Origin of the sequence: Streptomyces aquilus, assembly GCF_003955715.1 — a bacterium.
Taxonomy (GTDB): Bacteria; Actinomycetota; Actinomycetes; order Streptomycetales; family Streptomycetaceae; genus Streptomyces; species Streptomyces aquilus.
In genome coordinates this window covers 6,137,519-6,158,853 of the sequence record NZ_CP034463.1, presented here as the reverse complement: position 1 = coordinate 6,158,853, position 21,335 = coordinate 6,137,519, and the positions used below count along the sequence as shown (strand labels likewise).

Below are 21,335 nucleotides of genomic sequence, written 5' to 3'. Positions count from 1 at the left end.
GCCAGGTCACCTCGAACCGCGAGGCGTCCAGCTCCGCGCGCAGGCGGTCGTACCACTCACGCAGGTCGTCCAGGTTCATCGAGCAGCACGCCCTCCAGTGCGTGGGCGTACGCCACGGACGCCCCCTGCCGCCGCCCGCCCCATCCCCGTCCCCGTCCCCGTCAACCGGTGAACCGGAACGTAGACGTGATCGCGTCGAAGATGTCGAAGAACGAGTCCGCGAGGTCCAGCACCTGGCTGCTGCCGCCCACCAGGGCGACCTTGCCCTCCTGGCCCGGGACGGGGATGTACGTCTGCATCAGGACCGCGCGGATCGTGCGGTTCAGGGCGTCGCCCGGTACGGCGATGTCCTCGATGCCGTACGTGCGGGCCGCCGGGCCCACGCCGGGGATGTCGACCGTCGTCACCTTGCGCCAGGAGTCGCCCTCCTTCTTCGCCTCCTTCACGGCGAGTTGGCTCGCGATGACGGACGGGTCGGTGGAGAGGGGCTCGCCGCGTTCGTTGCGGCCGCCGACCATCGACACCGTCACCGAGCCCGTGATCGGGGTGTCGCCGCCGAAGTTCTCCGCCATGCAGCCGCAGTACAGGGCGCCCGACTTCCAGGCGTCGGCGGCGGCCTTGCGGAGGAAGTCGTTGTAGACGTCCTTGTACTGCGCCAGTTCCGGGTGCTGGGCGATCCGGTCGTTCACCATGCGGCGGATCGAGTCGTCCCGGGACTCCGGGCGTACGTCGAACTCCCACCACGACTCGGGGACCTTGATCCGGAAACCCCCGCGCTCGACCGTGAGCGCCTCCATGTAGCGGGCCATGACGTCGACCTTCCCCGTTGTTCCGTACTAGTACGCGTTTGCTCGATCGCTCGCTGCAACCGTTGCGTTGTACCGTGCACGTCAGAGTACGAGATCGGGACCGGGACCGGGGGACGGGGACATGGGACAGAACGGCAAGAGTGACCTCTCACTCCCACTGACCGAGCTTGAGGACTACGGGCGCCGACTGCGGTCGATCAAGACCCGCCTCAACCACACCAAGAAGCTCTTCGAGCAGTACAAGGACGACATCGGCGACGGCAGCGTCAACGACGCCCTCGACGACTTCGAGTCCAACTGGGAGGACGGCCGCGAGGACATCACGCAGCAGCTCGACGCGCTGTCGAAGATGTCGGACGCCGTCGTCAGGGAGTTCAAGAAGCTGGACGACGAGCTGGCCAAGCAGGTCAACGACAAGATGAAGACCGAGGACAAGCGGCCGAAGAAGGAGAAGTAGCCGCGCTGTCGGGCTTACACGCCGCCCAGCAGGGCGGACAGACCCTCGTCGAGGACCGGTTCCAGCGGCTCGCCGCCCGGCTCCGTGATCGTGTACGTGCGCAGCAGGAAGCGGTGGAGCGTCGTCGCGTCGAAGAGGACGACCGCCACACCCTCCGGGGCGCGGAACTCCACCGCCGTGCGCTTCGGGTCGTACGGGCGGACGTGTACGTTCCCCACGCCCGCCGGGCCGCCCAGCCCCTCCTCCAGCAGGCTGCGCGCGAACGTCCAGGTCAGTTCCTCGCCGTCGAGCGAGATCCAGGCCGGGAAGAGGAGGTGGACCGCCAGCGGGTCGGCCGAGGTGTAGCGGAGGGTCAGCGTGACCGCCAGCTCCTCGTCGGCCGGGGTGAGCAGGCGGGCTCCGGTGGACTGTTCCAGGGTGAGGGACATGGCGGGCGGTCTCCGTTGCGGGGTGGGGTACGACGGGACGGGCAGGGCGGGCAAGGCGGCGGCGGATTGATGTCCGACGTACTTGTATGAGCACGCAAGTGGTCTGCGCATTACGCCGGTTACGCAAGATGCTGAAGTGATCTGCATCACGTTCCGTGCCGCCGGAGAAAGAACAGCACCACGCCTCATCGCGTATGCCCGCTCCCTCCCGTGGAACTCCTCGGGAGGGCATGCGTCAGCACATACAGGGGCTACGACGGCCCTGACTCACCCGTCGCACCGGCGCCGCGCCCGCCTCAGCCCACCTCGTTCTCCGCGACCGCCTGCCCGTGCACGACCACATCCCCGCCGTAGAACATCCCCGTGAACACCGGCGAGTACGTCAACTGCACCTCGACCTCGACCTGTTCCGCGTCCGCCGCCACGCAGTGCGTCGCGGCGATGTCCGCGCCGGACATGTTCATCTCGCGGGCGAACGCCTTCACGCGGGCGTCGCAGTTGCCGAAGTTGATCGGGGCGGGGCCGTTCTCGTCGTCGTAGAGGGATTCGAGGTCGATGTCCTGGGCCGCGTAACGGGCGGCCTGTTCGGCGATGTCGGCGGCGCGCTCGCGCTTGCTGATGGACAGGCCGCCGTCGATCACGAAGGCGGAGAGGGAGAGGAAGACGAGGGCGAAGATGATGACCGCGCCGGCGCCCGAGCCGCGGTCGTCCAGCGCGGACCGGCGGGCGGACAGCCAGCCGACGACACAGTCCCGCACGCCGTTCACGCCGTCCTCCGGAAGGGGTCCAGGGGTGAGCTGAAGCTGGCTGTCAGGGTCGTCGGGACGTCGAGGCCGAGCATGGCCAACCCCCGTACCTGACAGCTCACTTCCACCGTGAAGAAGGTGGCCGCCTCGAAGCCCGCGCTCGTCTGGTTGACCGTCACCGGGCCCGAGCAGACGTCCGCGAGGTCGGCCTCCGCCGCCTTGCGGGCCTCGGACATCGCCGTGGCGTGGTCCTTCTGGATCGATCCGGCACGCGCCGCGTCCCGCGCGGCGCCGTCGATCGCGCCCCGGCCGTCGACGAGTTGCCCGAAGGCGACCAGCACCAGGATGAACAGGATCATCACGGGGGCGAGAATCACGACCTCGACCGTGGACAACCCCCGGTCACGGCGGTCACGGCGGTCACCGTGGCCGAAGCGGTGGCCGAGCCGGTCGGCCACCCTGCGCAAGGAGGACTTCATCGTCTAGTTCCCGTCCTCCCGGACGAACCTCTCCACCGGCCCCTGCGACTGCGCGTGCACGGTCAGGTCCAGGCCCGGAAACACCGTCGGCACCTTCGCCGTGATCTCCACGCCCACCGTGTTCTGCTCGGGCTGGAGCATCGTCACGCGCGGCGACAGCACCAGCTGCGGGCCGAGTTGGCTGATGTAACTGTCCACGACGTCCTGCGCCTCCCCGCGCCAGCCGCCCGGCTGGGCGTCGGCCGTGGCGCGGGCCTTGCGGGCGCCCGCCTGGGCCGCCGCCTGGGCGACGTGGTCGGCGAAGAAGTACAGCGCGAACTGGACCGTCGCGAAGATCATGAAGAAGAGGACCGGGGTGAGCAGCACGAACTCGATCGCGGTCATACCGGAGTCGCCGCGGGCGGACGCCTCTTCCCGAGCCGTCCGCACCCTGCGGCGCACCCATCTGCCCACGTCCACGCACCGGCCCACGCGCAACCCCGTCAACTCGCCCCCGTCATCCGTGAGATCAGCAGGTCTTGCCCGCGTCGGCACCCTTGATGCAGTCGCCGACCTTGTTGGCGCCGTCGCTCAGGGCGGCGTTGATGATCGCGGCCACGACCCCGACGATCGCCACGACGACCGCGGAGATGATGACCCACTCGACCGCGGAGGCACCGCGGTCCAGTTCGCCGGAGCGGGCGCGCTCGACGCGCGCGCTCAGGAAGGTGACCAGGAAGTCCACCGCCGGGATCCCGGTGCTGAAGTTCCGTCCGTTCATGATGTGTTGTCCTCTCGGTACAGCGGTTGGCAGCAGTTGTGGAGACGGCCCAGAGGGCTTCCGGGGTTTCAGGGGCTCCAAGGGCTTCAGGAGACCTGGAAGACCCGCATGGCCGCCGGGAAGATCAGGAACACCAGGAAGCCGGCGCACAGCAGCAGCTGGGCCACGAGCATCGACTGCGACTTCTCGCCCGCGCTGCCCTCGATCTCGGCGAGTTCGCGGTGCCGCATGGTCTCGGCGCGGGAGGCGAGGGACTCGCGGACCTTGGCGCCGTCGTCCGCCACCAGGGCGAGCGAGGCGGACAGGTCCTTGAGCTCCTCCACGCCCAGCTCCTCACCGAGCGCCCCCAGCGCCTGCCACTGGCTGATGCCGGTGATACGGGCGTCGGCGAGGGCGTTGCGGATGCGCTGGGTGGCCCAGCCGTCGGAGACCTCCGCGGCCGCCATCAGGGCCTCGGGGAGGCCGCGGCCGCCGGCGAGGCTCATCGACACCAGGTCCAGGTACGCCCCGATCACGCGCCGCAGGTCACGACGCTTCTCGGCGGCGTCCCGTCGTACCTCCAGATCGGGCAGGAAGAAGAAGACCGCCGCGAAGGTGAGCGCCAGCCAGACCGGGATGATCGGGCTGCTGCCCAGGCTCAGCGTCCAGGCCACCGCGAACAGGAACGGACCGAAGAACAGGCCCGCGACCCCGAGCAGCACCTTCGTGGCGAGGAACTTCTCCCAGCTGCGGTCCAGGACGGCGAGGTCTGCGCGCAGCGACCGCTGCTCCCAGCCCTGCTGCATGTAGAACTCGGCGACGCGCATGCCGACATCGGCCCGGAGGGAGCCGATTCGGCCCTGGTCGGCGGCGGCGCGGGCGGACTCGTACGACGCCCCGCGCGCCCGCATCGCGTCGATCCGCGCCACCTGCGCGATCGCGCTCCGCTTCGACGGCATCAGGGCGCGGACGAGGACGTAGATGCCCAGGCCGATGACGGCGCCGACGACCAGCGGCATGGTCAGGTTCATCGACGTACCCCCTCTTCCTGCTGGAGCGTCTGGGGCGACTGGGACGACGGGTTGCGCGGCCGTACGAACTGGACCGACGACTCGTCCTTGATCAGGAAGCGTTCGGGCGTCTCGATCGTCGACAGCTTGCGCAGCCACCAGAAGCCGAGCGCGAACAGGCCGCAGACACAGGCGAGTACGAGCTGGCCGACGGCCGTGCCGTACGGCTCCACGAAGTCGCGGTTGAAGATGGACAGGCCCAGCACGAAGGCGATCGAGACGGCGACGACGATCTGCACCGAGCGGCGCGTCGAGGACCGCTGCGCCATCACGCGCTGCCGCATGTCGACCTCTTCACGGGCCGACTTGGCGAGCGCGCCGAGCACCTGTCGCAGACCGGGGCCGCGCAGGCGGGCGTTGAGGATGAGCGCCGCGACGATGATGTCGGCGGACGCGTCGTCGATCTCGTCGGCGAGATGCTGGAGCGCGTCGGGCAGCGGGGTGCGGGCGCGCAGGCGGTCGACCAGGGCGTCGAGGTGCGGACGCAGCACCGGGGCCGCCGCGCGCGCGGACGCCGGGATGGCCTGCTCCAGACCCACCGCGCCGGCGATGGTGTCGCGCAGGGACTCCGTCCAGGAGGCCAGTGCCTCCACCCGGCGCATGGCGGCCCGCTCCTCCGCGGCGCCACCGAACAGCCGGTCCCAGAAGAAGACGAGCACACCGGCCGCGATGCCGGCGACGGCCCAGCGGGTGAGCAGGAGGACGACGAGTCCGACGATGGCGGCGAGCGACCCGCGCTGCCCCGCGAACCGGATCAGTTCACTGGCCCGCTCGGCGGCCTTCTGCTTCTCGTGGTCGGGCTTGGCGGGCAGACCGCGTACGGCGACCAGGAGCAGCGCGAGTCCGCCGCCGACGGCGACACCGCAGGCCAGTGAGAAGAGGACGGTGGTGGAGAAGAGGCCGCCCATGGAGCCGAGCGAGCCCAAAGCCGCCAGATTGATTGCAGGATTCATGATTACCCCCACGTTCCCGTGGGCCGGTAGCCCTGTGCGATCAGGTCTTCCACGCAGGCGATCGGCGCGTGCGGCACGATCCGGCCGTCGTGCGCCTCGGCGAACACCTCGCTGGACAGCACCCGGCCGTCCACGCCGTTGACCTCGCGGACCGAGGTGACCATGCGCTGGAGGCGGCCGCCCGTCTGGTAGTTGTTGCGCCGCTGGATGAAGACGACGAAGTTCACGGCGCCCGCGATGAGCATCTGGCTGGCCTCGATGGGCAGTCGCTCGGAGGCCTGGAGCGCGTACGTGGAAATACGGTTGAAGACCTCGTGCGAGCTGTTGGCGTGGATCGTGGAGAGCGAGCCGTCGTTGCCCTGCGACATCGCGTTGAGCATGGTCACGATCTCGTCGCCGAGCACCTCACCGACGATGACGCGGGAGGGGTTCATGCGCAGCGAACGCCGGACCAGCTCGGCCATCGAGATCATGCCCTGGCCCTCGGAGTTGGGCAGGCGTTCCTCGAAGGCGACGACGTTGGGGTGCAGGTCGGGGAAGGTGTCGAGGCCGAGCTCCAGCGCGCGCTCGACGGTGATCAGTCGCTCGTGCGGCGGGATCTCGTTGGCGAGGGCCCGCAGCAGCGTCGTCTTACCGGCGTTGGTCGCGCCCGCGATCATGATGTTCTTGCGGGCGCGGACGGCACAGGCCAGGAAGTGCGCGACTTCGGGCGACAGGGTCCCGTTGCCGACCAGATCCGAGATGAAGACCTTGCCCATGCGGGCACGCCGGATGGACAGCGCGGGGCGCCGGGTGACGTCCATGACCGCCGACAGACGCGAACCGTCCGGAAGACGGAGGTCGAGCTGCGGGTTGGCGGAGTCGAAGGGGCGGGACGACAGACCCGAGTACGCGCCGAGCACCTGGATGAGCTCGATGAGCTCCTCGTCGGACTCGGCGACCGGGTCGCCCTTGACCTCGCGGCCGTCGGAGTAGCCGACGAAGACCTGGTCGTACCCGTTGATGTCGATGTTCTCGACGTCCGGGTTGTCGAGGAGGGGCTGGAGCCGCCCGACGCCGAACAGCGCGGCGTGCACGGCGGCGGCGTACTGCTCCTCGGTCTCCGCGTCGAGCGGGGTGCGCCCCGCGTTGATCTCGGTCCGCGCGTAGTCCTCGAGGATCTGGGCTATGACCGCGCGGGCGTAGTGCCGTTCGTCCTCGCCCGACATCGGCGTGACCCCGGCGACCTGGTCCTGACGCCGCTGCTCGGCGATCCGGTCGCCGGCGTCCTGCCGGAACCGCTTGACCAGTTGATGGTCGACAGCGGTCATCGCCCGGCCTCCGCATGGCCGTTCATCTGGCCGAGCGGCTGACCGTGCTGGGCCTGGGTGGGTACGGACCAGGCGGCCCCGTACTGCTGGTACAGGTCGGCGGTGACCTTGCGGGCGGAGCGGATGAGCAGCGACTTGTCGAGGCGCCCGCGCTTGCGGCCGGCCAACTGGTCGGCTCCGGCGGGGTCGTCGGCGATGGTGCCGACGACGCGGGCGCCGGTCTGGGCGTGCACGAGCATGTCGTTGACCTGGCCCGCGATCTTCGCCGCGTTGTTGGTGTCCGCGACGAGGACGACACCGATCATCGGGTTGCCCATGGTCGCGACGCCGCGCTGACCGCCGTGCAGCCTGTTGCCGAGGGCGGCGGCACGGTCACGCACGCGCGCGATGGCCTCCGGCTCGGTACGCGAGATGAGCAGCACGAGGGAGGCGTGCGGGAAGAGGTCCACGACGGGGGTCTCACCGGCGATGCGGCCGCAGTCGGCGATGACGTCGGCGGCGGCGTGCGGGGACTCGGCGAGGGCGGCGAAGGAGTGGCCGAGGGTCGGCCAGAGCCCGGCGAGACCGGCGGCCTGCTCGGCGTTGCCGAGACCGACGAGGACTTCGAGTCCGCCGCTCAACGGCTGGACGTGGTCCCAGATCTGGTCGGGGACCAGGCCGCGGCGCGCGGTGGCGGCGATGGACAGCATGCCGGTGTTCGGGTTGAGCGGGCCTCCGTGCGCGGCGGCACTGCGGTACACGAGGTCGCCGCCCGCGGGGTCGGTCTCGGCGAGCAGGACACGCCGCGGCCAGACCGCCGCGAGGGCGACGGCCGCGGTGGTGACGCCGGGGGAACCCTTGTCGGCGGCGAGAGCGATGAGCGCCATGGGACTGGGGCCGCCTTCTAGTTGCCGGAGACGTGCACGACGGCGACCGCACCGGCGGAGGCCGCCTTGGCCACGGCGGCGGCGTCGGACTGGTCGACGAGGAGCGTGAGCGAGAGGTTGCCGGTGCTCACGGTGGCGTCGTCGTCCGCGGCCACGGTGTTGACCTTCGCGCTGTCCACGATGAGCCCGCCGGACGAGGCCGCGGAGGAGGACGAGCTGTTGTCGTCCGAGCTGGAACTGGAGGAGCGGCTGTCCACGTTGTAGACGGCGACGGTGTCACCGGCCTTGATGTCCGACGGGTACTGGCCCTCCTTGAGGGCGACACCGACGGCGGCCTTGCCGGCCGGGAGGCTCTCGCCCTTGGCGAACATGTCGCCGATGACGACGGTGCCGGCGTAGATCGTCGACTTGGCCTTGTACGTCTTGAGGGCGTCCAACTGCGACCACTCGACGTAGTTGATGCTGTCGTCCTTGGCGACCAGCACGGACGTCGCATTGCTGGTGTTGACCGATTCGCCGGCCGGGATCTCCTTCGTCACCTTGACGACCTCGACCCGATCCCCGGCCTGCAACACCAGCATGGTCGCGCCCAGCGCCCCCACCAGAATCAGCAGCACCGCCAACGCGGCCAACGCCGGTTTGCGCTCGCGAGGCGGTGTGGGAAGGCGGTCACCGACCGACGGCTGAGCCGGAGCGGCGGAACGACCCTGACCCGCCCCCGTACGCTCTTGGATCTTCACGCAACCGCTCCCCGTACACCCAAGAAAAAGTCTGCCAAATAAGCTGGAAATTAGGACACTTCACCCAGGTCCACTCGACTCATGCGAATAGCCATCGGTGGGGTGAGTGTCAAGCCATGGCACCGTATCAGCCGCACATAAGCCCCTCAAGGCGCGTTCGAGGTCACGCATCTCACCCCGCACCCCGTTATCCATCTGCAACTTCAGGCGCGTGGTGCCCAGTTATCCGGGTGCCCGAAAGGGCTTGCCACCTGTGCGCGAGCGAACCGCGCACTCCCACCCCGTCCGGCCCGTGACGCGACGTTCGTCACCACCCGCCCATGAGGCCTGCACGATTCACTCACGAAGCCCGACGGGCACCGTGCCATGATCTTTGCTCGGTTTCACGGACACGGGGGCGTTGGACACATGGCAGACGCGGGCGCGGACCTTCTTCCGATCGGCGGGGCGGCACTGGCGTCCGACCCCCGGGTCCTGGCGGCGGCCCACGCGATCGGCGCCCGCACCGGCGTCGACTACACGAACGACGCGGCGGTGTCGGCGCTGCTGGCGGAGCGGCGCAAGGCGGCCCACGACGCCCAGCACCGGCCGTTGGCATGGCTGAGCGGCCTGATGATGGTGGCGGCCGTGGTCTGGGGTGTGGTGGCGCTGGACGTACCCGCACTCGATCGGAGGACGGCACTCGCGGCCGTCCCGGTCCTCCTCGTGGCCATCGCCATGTACACCCGGGTCCACAAGGGCTGGAAGCGCGAGCTGCTGCACCCCGCCCTCGCCGGTTACCGCGAGCTGCTGGGGGTGGCCTTGGCACACGGCCTGCCGTTGGCGCATGTGCCGCCATGGCTGGAGGGGCGGCCGGCTTACGACTCGACGAGCACGGACCAGATGGGGAACCGAAAGGGAGCGACGCCGATCCCGTCGTACCCGAAGGTGGACACGCCTGCCGCGCCCGCTTCAGCCGCCCCGGTACCCGTAGCCGTCCCTCCGAAGCCCGCCGCCGTCGCCGAATACGAGCGCATCGCCGACGCCGGCGGCTGGCACGACGAAGCGGGCTGTCTGCTGATCATCGCGGGCGCCATCGGCGCAGGGTGGGCCTGGTCGGAGACCGAGCCGATCGGCTACGGCGCCCTGGCCCTGATCCCGCTGGCGATCATCGTCTGGCTGGCCGGCAGCAGGCAGGGCGGCGAGAAGGCCCAGCTCCGGGCGGAGGCGACGGAGTACGTCAGGGCCATCGCGGCGGCGCAGGCGGCGGGGGCGCAGGTGCCCGAACTGTCGCCGCAGCTGAAGAAGTTGCTGCACGGAACGTACGCCCCTTAAGCACTCGTACGGACGTGATCACGTCGGAACCACCAAGGAGCCCCCCATGAAGCGAGCCACGCTCGCCCTTACCCTCCTGTCCGCCCTCTCCCTCACCACGCTGACGGCGTGCGGCGGAGATGACGGCTCGGACGCGACGACCGCCGGGAAGCCGAAGGCCACCACCTCGCAGGCGAAGGAGGCGAAGGAGGCAAAGGAGGCGAAGGAGGTGAGTCCGGCGGAGCGGTTGGCGAAGCTGATGGTCACGAAGGCCGAGGTCACGGGGTACAACGTGGAGAAGCCCGACCCCGAGTACGCCTTCGCCACGTCCCCGGACCAGGTCACCATCGACAAAACGGCCTGCGTACCGCTGGCGCTCGCGATGAACCAGCTCCCCCTCGGCGACGCGACAGCCGACCTCACACGCAACCTGACGAAGAACCTCAGCGAAGGGTCCACCTCGATCACGCTCGCCACCTACGCCACCGAAGGCAAGGCCGAAGCGGCCCTGACCGGCCTGGAGAAGGCCCTGGACGCGTGCGGCAAGGGCTTCACGGCCAAGGCGGGCAAGAACTCCAGCACCTACGACTCGGTCACCGCCGAGAAGCCCCGGACGGCAGGGGCACCAGGCTCGGTGGCCTTCGCCTCGACGATGACGTACAAGGGCGTCACCCACACCATGCACACGGAGGCCGTCCGCAACGGCGACACCCTCGCGGTCTACTTCGCCGTCAACGGCATGGCCATCTACCAGCACCAGCAGAGCGACACGAAGCTCCAGGCGGCGGTACTGACAGCGCAGAACGCCAAGTTGGGTTGACCAGGGGTACCAGTCCTTCGCTTTCGCACTAGCGAAGCACCACAGTAGAGTGCCGCCGCACACAACAGGCAGCGGTCACACGGGGGATGCGGTCTTGAAGACAACGGGGACGGTAACGGGGAAAGCAACAACACCGTACGCAGCAAACCGGCCGAGGCCGCGCCTCGGCCACCTGCTCCTCCTCTGCGCCCTGCTCCTCACCGCGTTCGCAACCGCCACCCCGGCACAAGCAGCGGACACCGCAGACACTGCAGACACTGCAGACACTGCGGACACTGCGGACACTGCGGACACTGCGGACACCCAGGCGGCCTATCTCGCGAAGCAACTCCGCACCAACCCGGTCTACGTCACCGACCAACTCCCCCGCGAGATCCCGAAGTCCACCACACCCGCCTTCACCAAACTCGCGAAGCGCACCGGCGTCCCGACCTACGTCCTCGTCCTCCCCATGGAGGCCGCCGACGGCGAGGCCCTCCTCGGCGCGGTCCACGACCGCCTCGGCGAGGACGGCCTGTACGTCCTGATCGACGACTCGTCGGTCACGGACGCCTCGGCGTACGGCGTGACCGCCCCCGCCGACGACGCGGTCACCACGGCCCAGTACGAACTCCCCTTCGACGCGGGCCCGTTGCGCAGCTTCGAGCGCTTCGTCGACGTCATCGCGGAGGGCGGCGAGAAGGCCGCCGCCCGCGCGGAGGCGGCGCGCGAGAAGTACGACTCCGACGGCGAACCGGCCGACCTGTACATCGGCCCGAGCGACCGCGACAACCAGTCGTTCCTCACGGGCATGGCGATCACGGGCGTGCCGCTGGCGATGCTGCTCCTGATTCCGTATGTACGACGCTGGTGGCGCCGCAGGCCGGGCGCGCCGGTCACGTTGAAGAAGCCCCAGCAGAGCAGACGTTGGACCCGCTGGATCCTCCCCGTCGCCGCCCTCGCCACCGCCGCCGCGATCACCGCGTCCGCCCCCCATGTCTTCGACCAGACGACGTCGAGCGCGTCCCCGCGCCCCCGGGCGATCGACCTCAACGCCCGTCTGGACCGGGTCGCCGAGGGCCTCGACCAGGACCCGATCTACCAGGACCCGGAGAGCCCGCGCGCGCTGGACAGGACCCAGCTAGCCCAACTCCACGCCCGTATCGAGAAGTTCCAGTCCTCGAAGGGCGGTGGCCCGGTCTTCATGGCTCTCGTCCCGCAGTTGTACGAGGACGAGTCCGAAAGCGACGAGGAGTACTTCGCGTACGCCGTCCACGACAAGCTGGGCAAGGACGGCCTGTACATCGTCGCCGACCCGCTCGACGGCTACATCAACGTCTTCAACTACGGCCTGGGCCTGGACTCCTACGGCCCCCTCAACGACCTCCCGGAGTCCGTCACCTACGGCGACGAGAAGTCGGACGCCGCCGACGACCACCTCCTCGGCGAGCGTCTCACCTCCGTGATGACCGCCCTCGACAAGACGGAGCGCACGGACGAGCCGACGACGCCGGGCGAGCCGTACCCGCTCACGGACCCGATCACCGAGGACGAGCTCCAGCCGCTCTTCTACGGCGACTTCTGGCCGGGCCTGTTCATCGGCGCCCTCATGGCGGGCGCGGTGCTCGGGCTGGTGGCGGCGGTGCTGGGCATCGTCCGCAAGTCGCTCCTGCGCCGCAACCCGGACCCGTTGCAGACCTCGACCCTGCCCACCGCGTCACCGGCCATGCCGACGCAGGCCTACCTGCGCGACACGGCACGCACCGAACTCCGGGCGATGGCCCGCGAGTTCGACACCGGCGAGACGGCCGACACCCGCGCCCGGAACCGCTACGACGCGACGATGCTCCTGGCGCCGGACGGCGACGCCGTGGACGACCTGCCCCCGGCCACCCTCACCGCGGTGATCATCCTGGCCCGAGCCACCCGCGCCGCCCTCGCCGGCGACGACAGCACCCTGTGCTGTGGCGTGAACCCCTTGCACGGCCCGGCTAAGACCAGCCGTCACGTCCGGACGTCCAGCGTGGAGACCCGCAGGCGGATGCTCCCGTTGTGCGAGGTCTGCCTCGACGACCCGCACAAGATCCCGGCCCGCCTGCTGAAGCTGCCACCCAACGGACGGCCGTACTACGAGGACGAGTTGCTGTCGGAGGCCCCCAAGGGCTTCACCAAGCTGGGCCGAAAGGTAAGGGAGGCGGCACATGTCCAGTAGGAGCGTGAGGCGTGCCTTGGCAGCCACCTTGCTCGTGGCGCTGCTCCCGGCCACCCCCGCCGCGGCAGCCGAGTCCCCCGGCGAACACATCGCGAACGCCCTGCGCAAGTCGCCCGTCTACGTGGCCGATGCGTACGAGGACGCCGTACCGCCTTCCAGACAGCGGCAGTTGAGCAGGCAGATCGCGGCAACCGGCCTCCCCATCAAGGTGGTCCTCACCCCCCTCACCAAGGGCGACGACTTCGACGGCGAAGCGAAGACCCTGGCCTCGGTCGTCCACGACCGCCTGGGCCTCCGCGAGTTCATCCTCATCACCACGGACGGCGACTTCACCGACTCCCTCAACGGCTACGAATGGCCGTCCGACACCCACCAGACGAGGGACGCCGTGGCAGCGGCCGGCTTCCTGGACGAGACGCGGGACGCGGGCTTGGCGGACCTGACGTCGAAGGCGGTGGAGCTGGTGGCGGAGGGGGACGGGACGCAGGTGTACGAGGAGGCGGTGCAGGACTTGGGAGGCTCGGCCGCCTCGCCCACCCCCGAACCAAGCCGGGAGGAGGGGACTCGGGCGACCTGGCCACTACCGGCAATCGTCGCGCTGACGCTGCTGACGCTGGGCGCCCTGCTCCTCGTACGAAGGCGTCGTAGGCCCCCCGGCCCCTCGCCCTCCCCCTTCGCGTACCCCCAGGCGGTCTTCGCGGCGGCCAGGGCAGCAGACGAGAGCGCCCTCCGCCGCCGGGCGGAGGCGGAGGTCATCGCACTCGGCGAATCGGCCCAGGCGGCGGCGCCCGCCGAAACACCGGCCCTGCAACAGGCGTTGGACGCCTACTCCGCCGCCGCCAAGGTCCTGGACTCCGCGCGCGGCCTGCCTGACCTGGCAGGAGTGCTGGCGCTGGTGGCGGAGGGCCGCGACGCCCTGAGCGCCACCGCTGCCCCACTCCCCCTCTGCTTCTTCAACCCCCTGCACGGCCGCGCGACCCGCCGCAGCACCTGGCGCCCCCTGGGCCGCCAAGACCGCGCCCAAGTGGCCACCTGCGCCGCCTGCACCGGGGCCCTGCGCCACCGCCGCGCCCCCGAAGTCCTCACCGACACCACGGCGGACGGCCGCGAGGTCCCGTACTTCGAGGTGCCGGCCGAGTCGAGCGTGTGGGCGGCGACGGGGTACGGATCGCTGGTACGGGACGGGGATTCGCTGTCGGGGAGGGTGACACGGGGCGACTTCACGCGGGTTCAAGGTGACCGCTTGGACCCGCGTTGATCTCGCCTGCCGTGACCCGAAGCCACTGGCCCCCCGACTGCCCTCCTCAGATTTCATGTCTCACAGAAGGTGCGTCCTTGAAGCCCCACCGTTTGCCCTTTGCCGCTGCGCTCGCCGTCACAGCGACCCTGCTCCTCACCGCCTGCGGCAACGGGGACAGCGGTTCCTCCACCCCCGCCCAGGCAGCGGAGACACCGAGGAAGTCGGCAACGCGGGCTGTTGATCCCTCTGAGCCCTCCAAGCCCTCTCAAGACAAGCCGGACGGCGTGGACATCACCCTCCCCGAGGACATCAACCTGGTCTTCGACTGGACCAAGCCGAAGGACAAGAACGAGGCGGCGGCGATGGACGGTGCCGCGAACTTCATCCGTTCCATCTTTCGGGGCGTCGACAAGGGCACTACTGGGGACGCGGCTGTCACCACATACGCCACCAGCGGCGGCCTGAAGTACGCGACCACGCAGATCAACGCCTATATCGACGGTGGCTGGACCGTCACCGGCACCCGGCGCCATTACGACGCCACCACACGCTCCACCTCGAACGGCGAGTCGGTGGAGGTGGCGTTCTGCTCGGACTCGACCAAGTTCTACGGCAAGGAGACCAAGACGGGGAAGGTCCTCAAGACCGAGCCCAGTATCAAGGACTTCAGCCACTTCGACGTCATCATGGTCAAGTACCCCACGGGTAGGGATCTCTGGCAGGCGGCCAAGGTGCATGTCGAGACGGAATCGGCGAGGTGCCGGTGACCGGAGACCGAAGGTCCGGACGCAGCTCACCGGCCGGTCCAGGGCTGTCGCCCGTTCGGGCACGATCAGGACACAGCTCACACCTACAGACGCCCCATATCGCCGGGATTGACCCCGTTCGCAGGGAACTTCGCTCTGGCGAAAGCGGGAACCTCACCGATAGCGTCAGACCTCTTGACTGCACTGATTTCTCACGGGGAGTTCACTGTGAAGCGCCGCACTTTGCCCGTTGCCGCCGCGCTGGTGGCGACGGCTTCACTGCTGTTGACGGCCTGCGGCAGCGGGGACGACGGCTCGAAGGGCAACAACAAGATCGCAGGCGCGGACCAGGGGTCAGAGACACCGAGCGCGTCGGCGTCGGCGTCCGGAGCGCCGGCGGAGGACAAGCCTGACGGCGTGGATGTGTCTCTGCCGAAGGACATGAACCTCGTCTTCGACTGGACCAAGCCGAAGAACAAGAACGAAGCGGCGGCGATGGCGGATGCGGCGAACTTCATGCGCGCCATCTACCACGGCGTCGACAAGCGCACGACCAAGGACGCCGCCTTGGTCACCTACTCCACAGGCAATGGACTGAAGTACGGGCAGACCCAGATCAAGGTCAGGCTCGACGGCGGCTGGACGGCAACGGGTACCCGGCGTCACTACCAAGCCACCACCCGATCCGCGTCGAACGGAAGCACCGTAGAGGTCGCGTTCTGCGTGGACTCGACCAAGTTCTACTCCAAAGAGGTCAAGACCGGGAAAGTCCTGAAGGGCGCGCCCAGCATCTCGGACTTCGACTACTTCAAGATCATCATGGTCAAGCTCCCCACCGGCGACGACCTGTGGCAGGCATCCCACGTGTACGTCGAGCCGAAGGCGGCGAAGTGCCAGTGAACAGGCCACGCCGTACGACCCTCAGCACCGGCGCGACAACCCTGACGTTGGCCTTGAGCCTCGTCGCCCTCGCGGCACCGGCCTACGCGGGAGAGACACCAGGCAACACCCAGGGCTCCGACACAGAGCAGTCGGCCGGCAGCGACAGCACCGGCATCCATGCCGCTGCAAAGATCCAGTACTCCGGCTCCGTCACCAAGGACGGCAGCACCGGCAATGTGACGTCCTCTGACGTCAACTGGACGCCCCCGCCGTGCTGGTACGCCCCCTACCTCGGCGCCAAAGCCTTCAAGGAGAAGATGTCCAAGTCGATCGAGGACGCCAAGAACACCCCGGGCATGGGCGGCACTTCTGGCACAGCGATCGGCGAGTTGCAGCGCCACTACGAGGACGAGTACGGCTGGACCGACACCCCCGGCTACAAGGACTACAACGTCGACAAGGACGGCAAGGGGATGTTCTGGGCCGGTGTCGAGAACCCCAACGAACCTGACCCACTCAAGCGAGGCTCCTGCAGCGACATCCCCTTCTGGGTCGACAACGGCGAGGCCCCGCCGCCTCAGTACGAAGAGGCGATCAAGCCGGAGATCCTCGCGGCCCTGGCGTACCAGCACATGACGCTCCCGGACACCAAGGTCACCCTCGCCCCCGCGGCCACCACCAAGGTGAACCTCCCGACCTGGGCCTGGCTCGACAAGGCCGTCTTCGACGAGGTCCAGGCGACGGCGGCCATCAACGTCCCCGGCTTCAACATCCAGGCGACGACAACGGCCAAGCCGGTGGCCCTGAAGCTGGAGCCGGGCACGGACGACGCCCAGACCTACCCGGCGTCCGGCGAGTGCACGATCAATGCCGACGGTTCGATCGGCGAGCCCTATGCAAAGGGCAAGTCGGACGAGACCCCGCCCTGCGGCCTCAAATACCTGCGCTCTTCGGGCGACGGAACGTACAAACTCCGCGCCACGATCACCTGGGACATCTCCTGGACCGGCACGGGCGGCGCCGGCGGCGACCTGCCCGACGGAACTTTCGGCAACGAACAGGCCGTGACCGTCCAGGAAATCCAGGCCGTCAACCGCTGAAACCCGACGAAAATCACGTCAACCTCGGGGCGCGCGGCAGCCCGGGGTCAGGCACCCCGACGGGATCAGAGGTCGAATAGATAGAGTCTCCACCTCACACAGGTGACTTTAACCAGGAAGAGAGCACCGACACATGGCTGAGCGGCTCGCTGTAGACGGTAGCGAACTCGCGCATTTCATGAAGCTCTTGAAAAAGTCAAGTGAATCCATGAAAGGTCTACGCAAAGCCTTGAGTGACGCAACTGTCACCGGTCTGGGCACCGATGATCTGGACTCGGCCTGTGAAGACTTCCAGGAGGACTGGAAGTACGGCACCGAGGAGATCGGCTCCCAGACCGAAGATCTCGCGAAGATCATCGGCCAGAACAAGAAGAGCTACGAAGAAGTCGACACTGCGTTGGAAAAGGCCTTGGAGAAGGCTAAGAGCGGCAAATCGGGGGCCACGAAATGACGGTAACTCCGGGCCTGGATCAGCCGGCTCTGGACCAGTCCCCCTATGCCAACTCGCCTGCCCGCCGGAACGGCGACCTCCCCCAAGGGCTCAAGTCCTCCCCGTCCATTCCAAATCCCGACTATCCTCACTTGGGCTTCAATCCCACACCGGGCGACACGGACACTGTCCGAAATTTGTACAAAAAGCTTTCCAGTTGCGCCAAGACGCTCGAAGACACTCACGAGATCGTCACCAAGCTCATGGACGGCAGCTACTGGAAGGGCGATGCCGCCGTCGCCTTCCGTGAACAGCTTGAGGACGGTCCTCTTCAACTCAATCTGAAGAACGCCGCGCACTCCATCCGTAAAGCCGCCCGGCAGCTGAACGGCTGGGAGACCGAACTTGACGACTTCCAACGCCGGGCCAAGAAGCTCGAACAGGAAGCCAAGGACGCGCAGGAGGCCGTAGACACGGCAAAGGGGCATGCGGAGAAGGCAAAGAACGACCCCGATCTAGACGGCAAAGGCAATCGTCACGATGAGGCCAAGAAGAGCCTCTCCAGTGCGAACACCGCCGTCGAGGAGGCCCAGGCCGAGCTCGACAAAATCATCGGAAAGGCGAAGGCTCTCGCCGGAGAGCATGAGGAGAAGGCCCGAAGCCGCGCAGGCAAGATCCGAGATGCTACGGAGAAGCTCGCGCCGCACGAACCCGGTTGGCTTGACGAACTGGGCGAGTGGTTCAGCGAGAATCTGCCTGACATCCTGAGTTTCACCGCCGGCGTCATCGGTCTGGTGGCTCTGTTCGTGGCCACGGGTGGTGTGGCCGCAGCCGTCCTGCTGCTCGCGGCGGCCGCGCTGAGCGCCTCCGCGCTCGCCATGCGCCTGTCCGACCCCGAGGTGCTGTCCTCCCTCAAGGACGGCTTCCTCCACGGTGAGCTTGACTCCGACTTCTGGGGCAACCTGGTCAGCGTCGGTGGAGACGTTCTGGGAGTCATCCCGGGCGTGGCTGCTGTGGGGTCGGGTGTCCGAGGAGCGATGAGCGCACTGCGCGCCAGCGAGGAGGCTGTCACCCTCGGGAAGGTTCTGACGACCCTGGGAAGCAAGACGATGAGCCAAGCCAAAGCCATCACCGGCCTCGGCAATCCAGCCTTGGACCTTGTGGTGCGGGGCGCTCGTGACTCTGCCAAAGCCGGAGAAATCGTCGAGATCACATCCGCTTCGCTCGGCGTCGTGACAGCCGGATACGGTCTTGTCTCCAGCGCGGTGGACTCACTGGACAACGACGGCGCTAAGGACGGCAGCACCGGCGTCGACGGTGTGCGGAGCATCCTGGACGGCGGCGCTCTGATCGACCTCGCGCAGCACGTGTTCTGACCCAGCGGACAAGAGAGAGCTCATATGAACCCCGCAGATCATTCCGTTGCATGGGAGCACCCGCCGACCCAGCGTGCCTGGTCCAAGCAACTGGCGGCCAACGTGTTCGCTCTCCTCGGTTGGATCACTCTGTGGGTGGCACTGCTGGCGATTCTGGTGGTGTTCCTGTCACCCGGATACACCCTTCTTTTCGTGCCATTCCTGATCTACAGCTTCTATCGGGCCTTCATCCAGCTCTTCGTCTTCCCTGTTCTCCTCCGCATCCAGCGCGTGCTGCGGGAGTACCCGTGGCGCCTGTACCGGGAGGCCAAGCACGGGCTCGCCGACCGTACCGACGTCGCCGGCAGGCAGTACGGATGGTTCGAATTTCCGAACCCTGCCCGCCCGGACGAAGAACTGCCGATGGTGTTCCCCCGGCACTGGGGAGTGGGCTGGTGGCACCGGCGCATGGCCCCGCGCGCGACAGCGGAGCTGAAGGCCCAGATCGGCGTTGTGTGGCTCTCAGGGGACCCCCGCTTCATCGGCGTGATCGCCGCCCCCACCGCTGACGGTTCGGCGCCACGCCGCTTCCGGTTCCTCAGCCAGCAGATCGACGCCGACGGAGGCCGTCGGTCCCTCGCCGGCTGGGGAGCAACGGCCGAGGACATCGAGCGCGGGCGCCGTGCGGGCGTCCGCCCGGCGGGCTCCTGATTCCCGACTCACTTCGCTTCCGGAAAGCCAATGGACACAACACCCCGCGTCATCGTCGACGACTCCGTCAATGCCCCCGACACCGGCATCTGGTTCGCAGTGCCGGGCGGTTTCACCGAGTTGCCGATCGACGTTCTGCTCGCTCCCCCCGTCTCCGCTGAAGCAGATCGGCTACGGGAAACACTCGGTCCGCTGGTGGCAGCCATTCCGGACGACCTCACCCGGCAGCAGTTCATGGCCCAGTTGGCGTCGGGCCAGCAACTCCTGCGCGCCCTGCGCGAGGTGGGAACGGTCCATTGCTCATTGGGGGTCCATCGCGACGATGTCGAGGGGGGAAACGGTGCCACTCTTCATTCCCTGTTCACCGTGTCCTGGCGAGACATCGCTTGGGCTCCACGGTCCGTGAGCGCGGCACGGGCGGTAGCGACAAGCGACGAGCACTCCCATATCGAGTATCTGGACCTGCCCAGCGGCCCCTCCTCGATGGGGGAGACGGTACGCGTACCGAGGACCGAGTCCGGTCTCCCGCCGACCCCTCTGCTCCAGATCTTCGCTTACCTCCCCCACCCGGACTGCAGGCGCATGGCAGTCCTGATGTTGAGTACGACAGCGGTGGAACGACGCGAGCAGTACCGAGAGATCCTGCGCCAGATCGCCGAACTCACGAGCTTCGAGTCGCCGTTGGCCGCCGACGCCTAGGACTCGTACCTGATCACGTCGTCCCACCCCAACTGGTCGTCAGAAATCCACTGTCAGCGTCCGAACGATACTGTCCGCGGCTTCCTCCAACTCCTCGGCGAGGCCAGGAACGGTCCACGACATGAGAAGCATGACGGCGCTCTCCGCGCCAGCGGGCAGGATTCCGTACGTGACGGTTTCCATCAGGATTCCCGCACCTCCGGCCGGTGGATCGTCGGCGGCGAAATTCTGCCGCAGCCGCACAGCCGGACCGATCGGCAGTTCTGTGTGCGAGATCTGAGGTGGACCGAAGTCGTGCGCGCTGAAGGTCTCGGCCAGCCAGTCGAGGGTGATCTTCGGCACCGTTTGGTCCGGGTGAATCAGGTCGACTTCCAGGATCGCGAGAGCGGTATCGAATCCATCGGGGTAGAAAGCGAAAGCATAAAAGGGCTCGCGGCTACGACTGTCTTCGGCCTTGGCCCGCAGGTCCTTGCGGAGCGTTCGTTTGTCCAGCTCGTAGCCCGCCGCTTTGCCGCGTTCACGCAACTCGTCCGCAGTGCTCTTGGCCCAGCCCTTCACGTCGTCCGCAGGCTCGAGCGGGAGAGGCACCCAGTCAGTGGGGCAGACGATGCCGCAGGCGGTGATGTCACTCATGAGCGCTACCACCTTCCGTCCACCTCAGCGAAGCGGCCACCGCATCGAAGAGCTCGACCATCGCGTCCGCGATCTGTACCAACGGGGTGGAGAAGGTCAGCAGCAGGTGCGCGCCCGTCGCCGGCACGGGCAGTTGGTAATCCAGTGTGACGGACGGGAGTGCTTCGTCGGGGGTTCCTGGAACACCGGGCGGAGCAGATCGATCCGGCTGCCCCATCATCCTTCGGGTTCGAACCGCCGTGCCTGCGGACAGCTCGACGACCGAGACGGCAACGTCACTGTCCGCGGAGAGGCGAGCCGCGATGCTCTCTGCGGTCAGCGCCTTGCCGCCGCTCGTGGGCGGCAGCAGTGTGATCAGGAGGGAGGCCGGGATGGTGAGCGGCCCCGCCTGCTGCAGGCTGAGGTACAGCTCCAGGCCTCCAGCATTGAACGCCGCGGTTGCCTGAGCCAAAAGCTCCTCGCGCAGCTGCCGCTTGATGTGCGGGGCGTTGTCCGTGCCCTCGAACTGGCGGTTGACCAGGGCACTGACCGAAGCCTCACGCTGCTCCGGGTCGATGTTTACGCGAAACCACCCCTCGGGCAGGAGGAGTCGGTAATCAGCGGGCGGTGCGATGCCGCTGTTTGTGGGCAAGGTCACA

25 protein-coding genes are annotated in these 21,335 nt (G+C 68.1%); 12 read left to right on the top strand and 13 right to left on the bottom strand.

Going from position 1 to position 21,335, the window contains the following annotated elements:
• Positions 1-161: 161 nt before the first annotated feature.
• A complete protein-coding gene (locus EJC51_RS28430) occupies positions 162-809 on the bottom strand; it encodes a hypothetical protein (RefSeq protein ID WP_126273692.1) in 648 nt (215 codons plus the stop codon).
• Positions 810-930: 121 nt separating this feature from the next.
• Between EJC51_RS28430 and EJC51_RS28425 the strand changes: the two genes are divergently transcribed.
• The gene (locus EJC51_RS28425) at positions 931-1,266 is read left to right on the top strand and encodes a hypothetical protein (protein ID WP_126273691.1); all 336 of its coding nucleotides are present in this window, start codon (positions 931-933) and stop codon (positions 1,264-1,266) included.
• A 14-nt stretch (positions 1,267-1,280) separates the two neighbouring features.
• Here EJC51_RS28425 and EJC51_RS28420 read toward each other — a convergent pair whose 3' ends face one another.
• The 10 genes from EJC51_RS28420 to EJC51_RS28375 form a co-directional block, all read right to left on the bottom strand.
• A complete protein-coding gene (locus EJC51_RS28420) occupies positions 1,281-1,694 on the bottom strand; it encodes an SsgA family sporulation/cell division regulator (protein WP_126273690.1) in 414 nt (137 codons plus the stop codon).
• A 296-nt stretch (positions 1,695-1,990) separates the two neighbouring features.
• Complete coding sequence (locus EJC51_RS28415; protein WP_126277166.1) at positions 1,991-2,452, bottom strand: TadE/TadG family type IV pilus assembly protein; 462 nt, start codon at positions 2,450-2,452, stop codon at positions 1,991-1,993.
• A gap of 5 nt (positions 2,453-2,457) precedes the next feature.
• Positions 2,458-2,919, bottom strand: coding sequence for a TadE/TadG family type IV pilus assembly protein (locus EJC51_RS28410; RefSeq protein WP_244362890.1), 462 nt, complete (start codon positions 2,917-2,919; stop codon positions 2,458-2,460).
• 3 nt (positions 2,920-2,922) lie between these two features.
• Positions 2,923-3,372 (bottom strand): TadE family protein, encoded by a 450-nt coding sequence (locus EJC51_RS28405; RefSeq protein ID WP_097274434.1) that lies wholly within the window; start codon positions 3,370-3,372, stop codon positions 2,923-2,925.
• Between the two features lie 55 nt (positions 3,373-3,427).
• Positions 3,428-3,679, bottom strand: a complete 252-nt coding sequence (locus EJC51_RS28400; protein WP_059193204.1) for a hypothetical protein — start codon at positions 3,677-3,679, stop codon at positions 3,428-3,430.
• Between the two features lie 86 nt (positions 3,680-3,765).
• Positions 3,766-4,689: a type II secretion system F family protein gene (locus EJC51_RS28395; RefSeq protein WP_166682913.1), complete on the bottom strand. Its 924-nt coding sequence runs from the start codon at positions 4,687-4,689 to the stop codon at positions 3,766-3,768.
• Positions 4,686-5,681 carry a type II secretion system F family protein gene (locus tag EJC51_RS28390; protein ID WP_126273689.1) on the bottom strand — a complete coding sequence of 332 codons (996 nt, stop codon included), beginning with the start codon at positions 5,679-5,681 and terminating at the stop codon, positions 4,686-4,688. The genes EJC51_RS28395 and EJC51_RS28390 overlap by 4 nt, the downstream gene beginning before the upstream one ends.
• Positions 5,682-5,683: 2 nt before the next feature.
• Positions 5,684-6,991 carry a TadA family conjugal transfer-associated ATPase gene (locus EJC51_RS28385; protein ID WP_126273688.1) on the bottom strand — a complete coding sequence of 436 codons (1,308 nt, stop codon included), beginning with the start codon at positions 6,989-6,991 and terminating at the stop codon, positions 5,684-5,686.
• On the bottom strand, positions 6,988-7,857 hold the full coding sequence (locus tag EJC51_RS28380; protein ID WP_126273687.1) for a hypothetical protein: 870 nt from the start codon (positions 7,855-7,857) through the stop codon (positions 6,988-6,990). The genes EJC51_RS28385 and EJC51_RS28380 overlap by 4 nt, the downstream gene beginning before the upstream one ends.
• 17 nt (positions 7,858-7,874) lie before the next feature.
• A complete protein-coding gene (locus EJC51_RS28375; protein ID WP_126273686.1) occupies positions 7,875-8,597 on the bottom strand; it encodes a hypothetical protein in 723 nt (240 codons plus the stop codon).
• A gap of 408 nt (positions 8,598-9,005) precedes the next feature.
• Here EJC51_RS28375 and EJC51_RS28370 point away from each other — a divergent pair, with 408 nt between their 5' ends.
• From EJC51_RS28370 to EJC51_RS28320, 11 genes are all read left to right on the top strand, one after another.
• The gene (locus EJC51_RS28370) at positions 9,006-9,911 is read left to right on the top strand and encodes a hypothetical protein (protein WP_126273685.1); all 906 of its coding nucleotides are present in this window, start codon (positions 9,006-9,008) and stop codon (positions 9,909-9,911) included.
• Positions 9,912-9,957: 46 nt separating this feature from the next.
• Positions 9,958-10,710, top strand: a complete 753-nt coding sequence (locus EJC51_RS28365; RefSeq protein ID WP_126273684.1) for a hypothetical protein — start codon at positions 9,958-9,960, stop codon at positions 10,708-10,710.
• 94 nt (positions 10,711-10,804) lie between these two features.
• A complete protein-coding gene (locus EJC51_RS28360) occupies positions 10,805-12,901 on the top strand; it encodes a hypothetical protein (RefSeq protein ID WP_126273683.1) in 2,097 nt (698 codons plus the stop codon).
• Positions 12,891-14,159: a hypothetical protein gene (locus EJC51_RS28355; RefSeq protein ID WP_126273682.1), complete on the top strand. Its 1,269-nt coding sequence runs from the start codon at positions 12,891-12,893 to the stop codon at positions 14,157-14,159. Before EJC51_RS28360 ends, EJC51_RS28355 begins: the two co-directional genes overlap by 11 nt.
• Positions 14,160-14,236: 77 nt before the next feature.
• Positions 14,237-14,908 carry a hypothetical protein gene (locus EJC51_RS28350; protein WP_126273681.1) on the top strand — a complete coding sequence of 224 codons (672 nt, stop codon included), beginning with the start codon at positions 14,237-14,239 and terminating at the stop codon, positions 14,906-14,908.
• Positions 14,909-15,115: 207 nt separating this feature from the next.
• Positions 15,116-15,787 carry a hypothetical protein gene (locus EJC51_RS28345; RefSeq protein ID WP_126273680.1) on the top strand — a complete coding sequence of 224 codons (672 nt, stop codon included), beginning with the start codon at positions 15,116-15,118 and terminating at the stop codon, positions 15,785-15,787.
• Positions 15,784-16,869 (top strand): hypothetical protein, encoded by a 1,086-nt coding sequence (locus EJC51_RS28340; RefSeq protein ID WP_425276810.1) that lies wholly within the window; start codon positions 15,784-15,786, stop codon positions 16,867-16,869. The genes EJC51_RS28345 and EJC51_RS28340 overlap by 4 nt, the downstream gene beginning before the upstream one ends.
• Before the next feature lie 133 nt (positions 16,870-17,002).
• Positions 17,003-17,320, top strand: coding sequence for a hypothetical protein (locus EJC51_RS28335; protein ID WP_126273678.1), 318 nt, complete (start codon positions 17,003-17,005; stop codon positions 17,318-17,320).
• A 131-nt stretch (positions 17,321-17,451) separates the two neighbouring features.
• Positions 17,452-18,675, top strand: a complete 1,224-nt coding sequence (locus tag EJC51_RS28330; protein WP_244362888.1) for a putative T7SS-secreted protein — start codon at positions 17,452-17,454, stop codon at positions 18,673-18,675.
• A gap of 135 nt (positions 18,676-18,810) precedes the next feature.
• Entirely contained in the window at positions 18,811-19,365 is a 555-nt protein-coding gene (locus tag EJC51_RS28325) for a hypothetical protein (protein WP_126273676.1), read from the top strand.
• Positions 19,366-19,395: 30 nt separating this feature from the next.
• A complete protein-coding gene (locus EJC51_RS28320) occupies positions 19,396-20,064 on the top strand; it encodes a hypothetical protein (protein ID WP_126273675.1) in 669 nt (222 codons plus the stop codon).
• Between the two features lie 39 nt (positions 20,065-20,103).
• Here EJC51_RS28320 and EJC51_RS28315 read toward each other — a convergent pair whose 3' ends face one another.
• Complete coding sequence (locus EJC51_RS28315; protein WP_126273674.1) at positions 20,104-20,697, bottom strand: hypothetical protein; 594 nt, start codon at positions 20,695-20,697, stop codon at positions 20,104-20,106.
• Positions 20,690-21,334 carry a hypothetical protein gene (locus EJC51_RS28310; RefSeq protein ID WP_244362886.1) on the bottom strand — a complete coding sequence of 215 codons (645 nt, stop codon included), beginning with the start codon at positions 21,332-21,334 and terminating at the stop codon, positions 20,690-20,692. The genes EJC51_RS28315 and EJC51_RS28310 overlap by 8 nt, the downstream gene beginning before the upstream one ends.
• Between the last annotated feature and the right edge of the window lies 1 nt (position 21,335).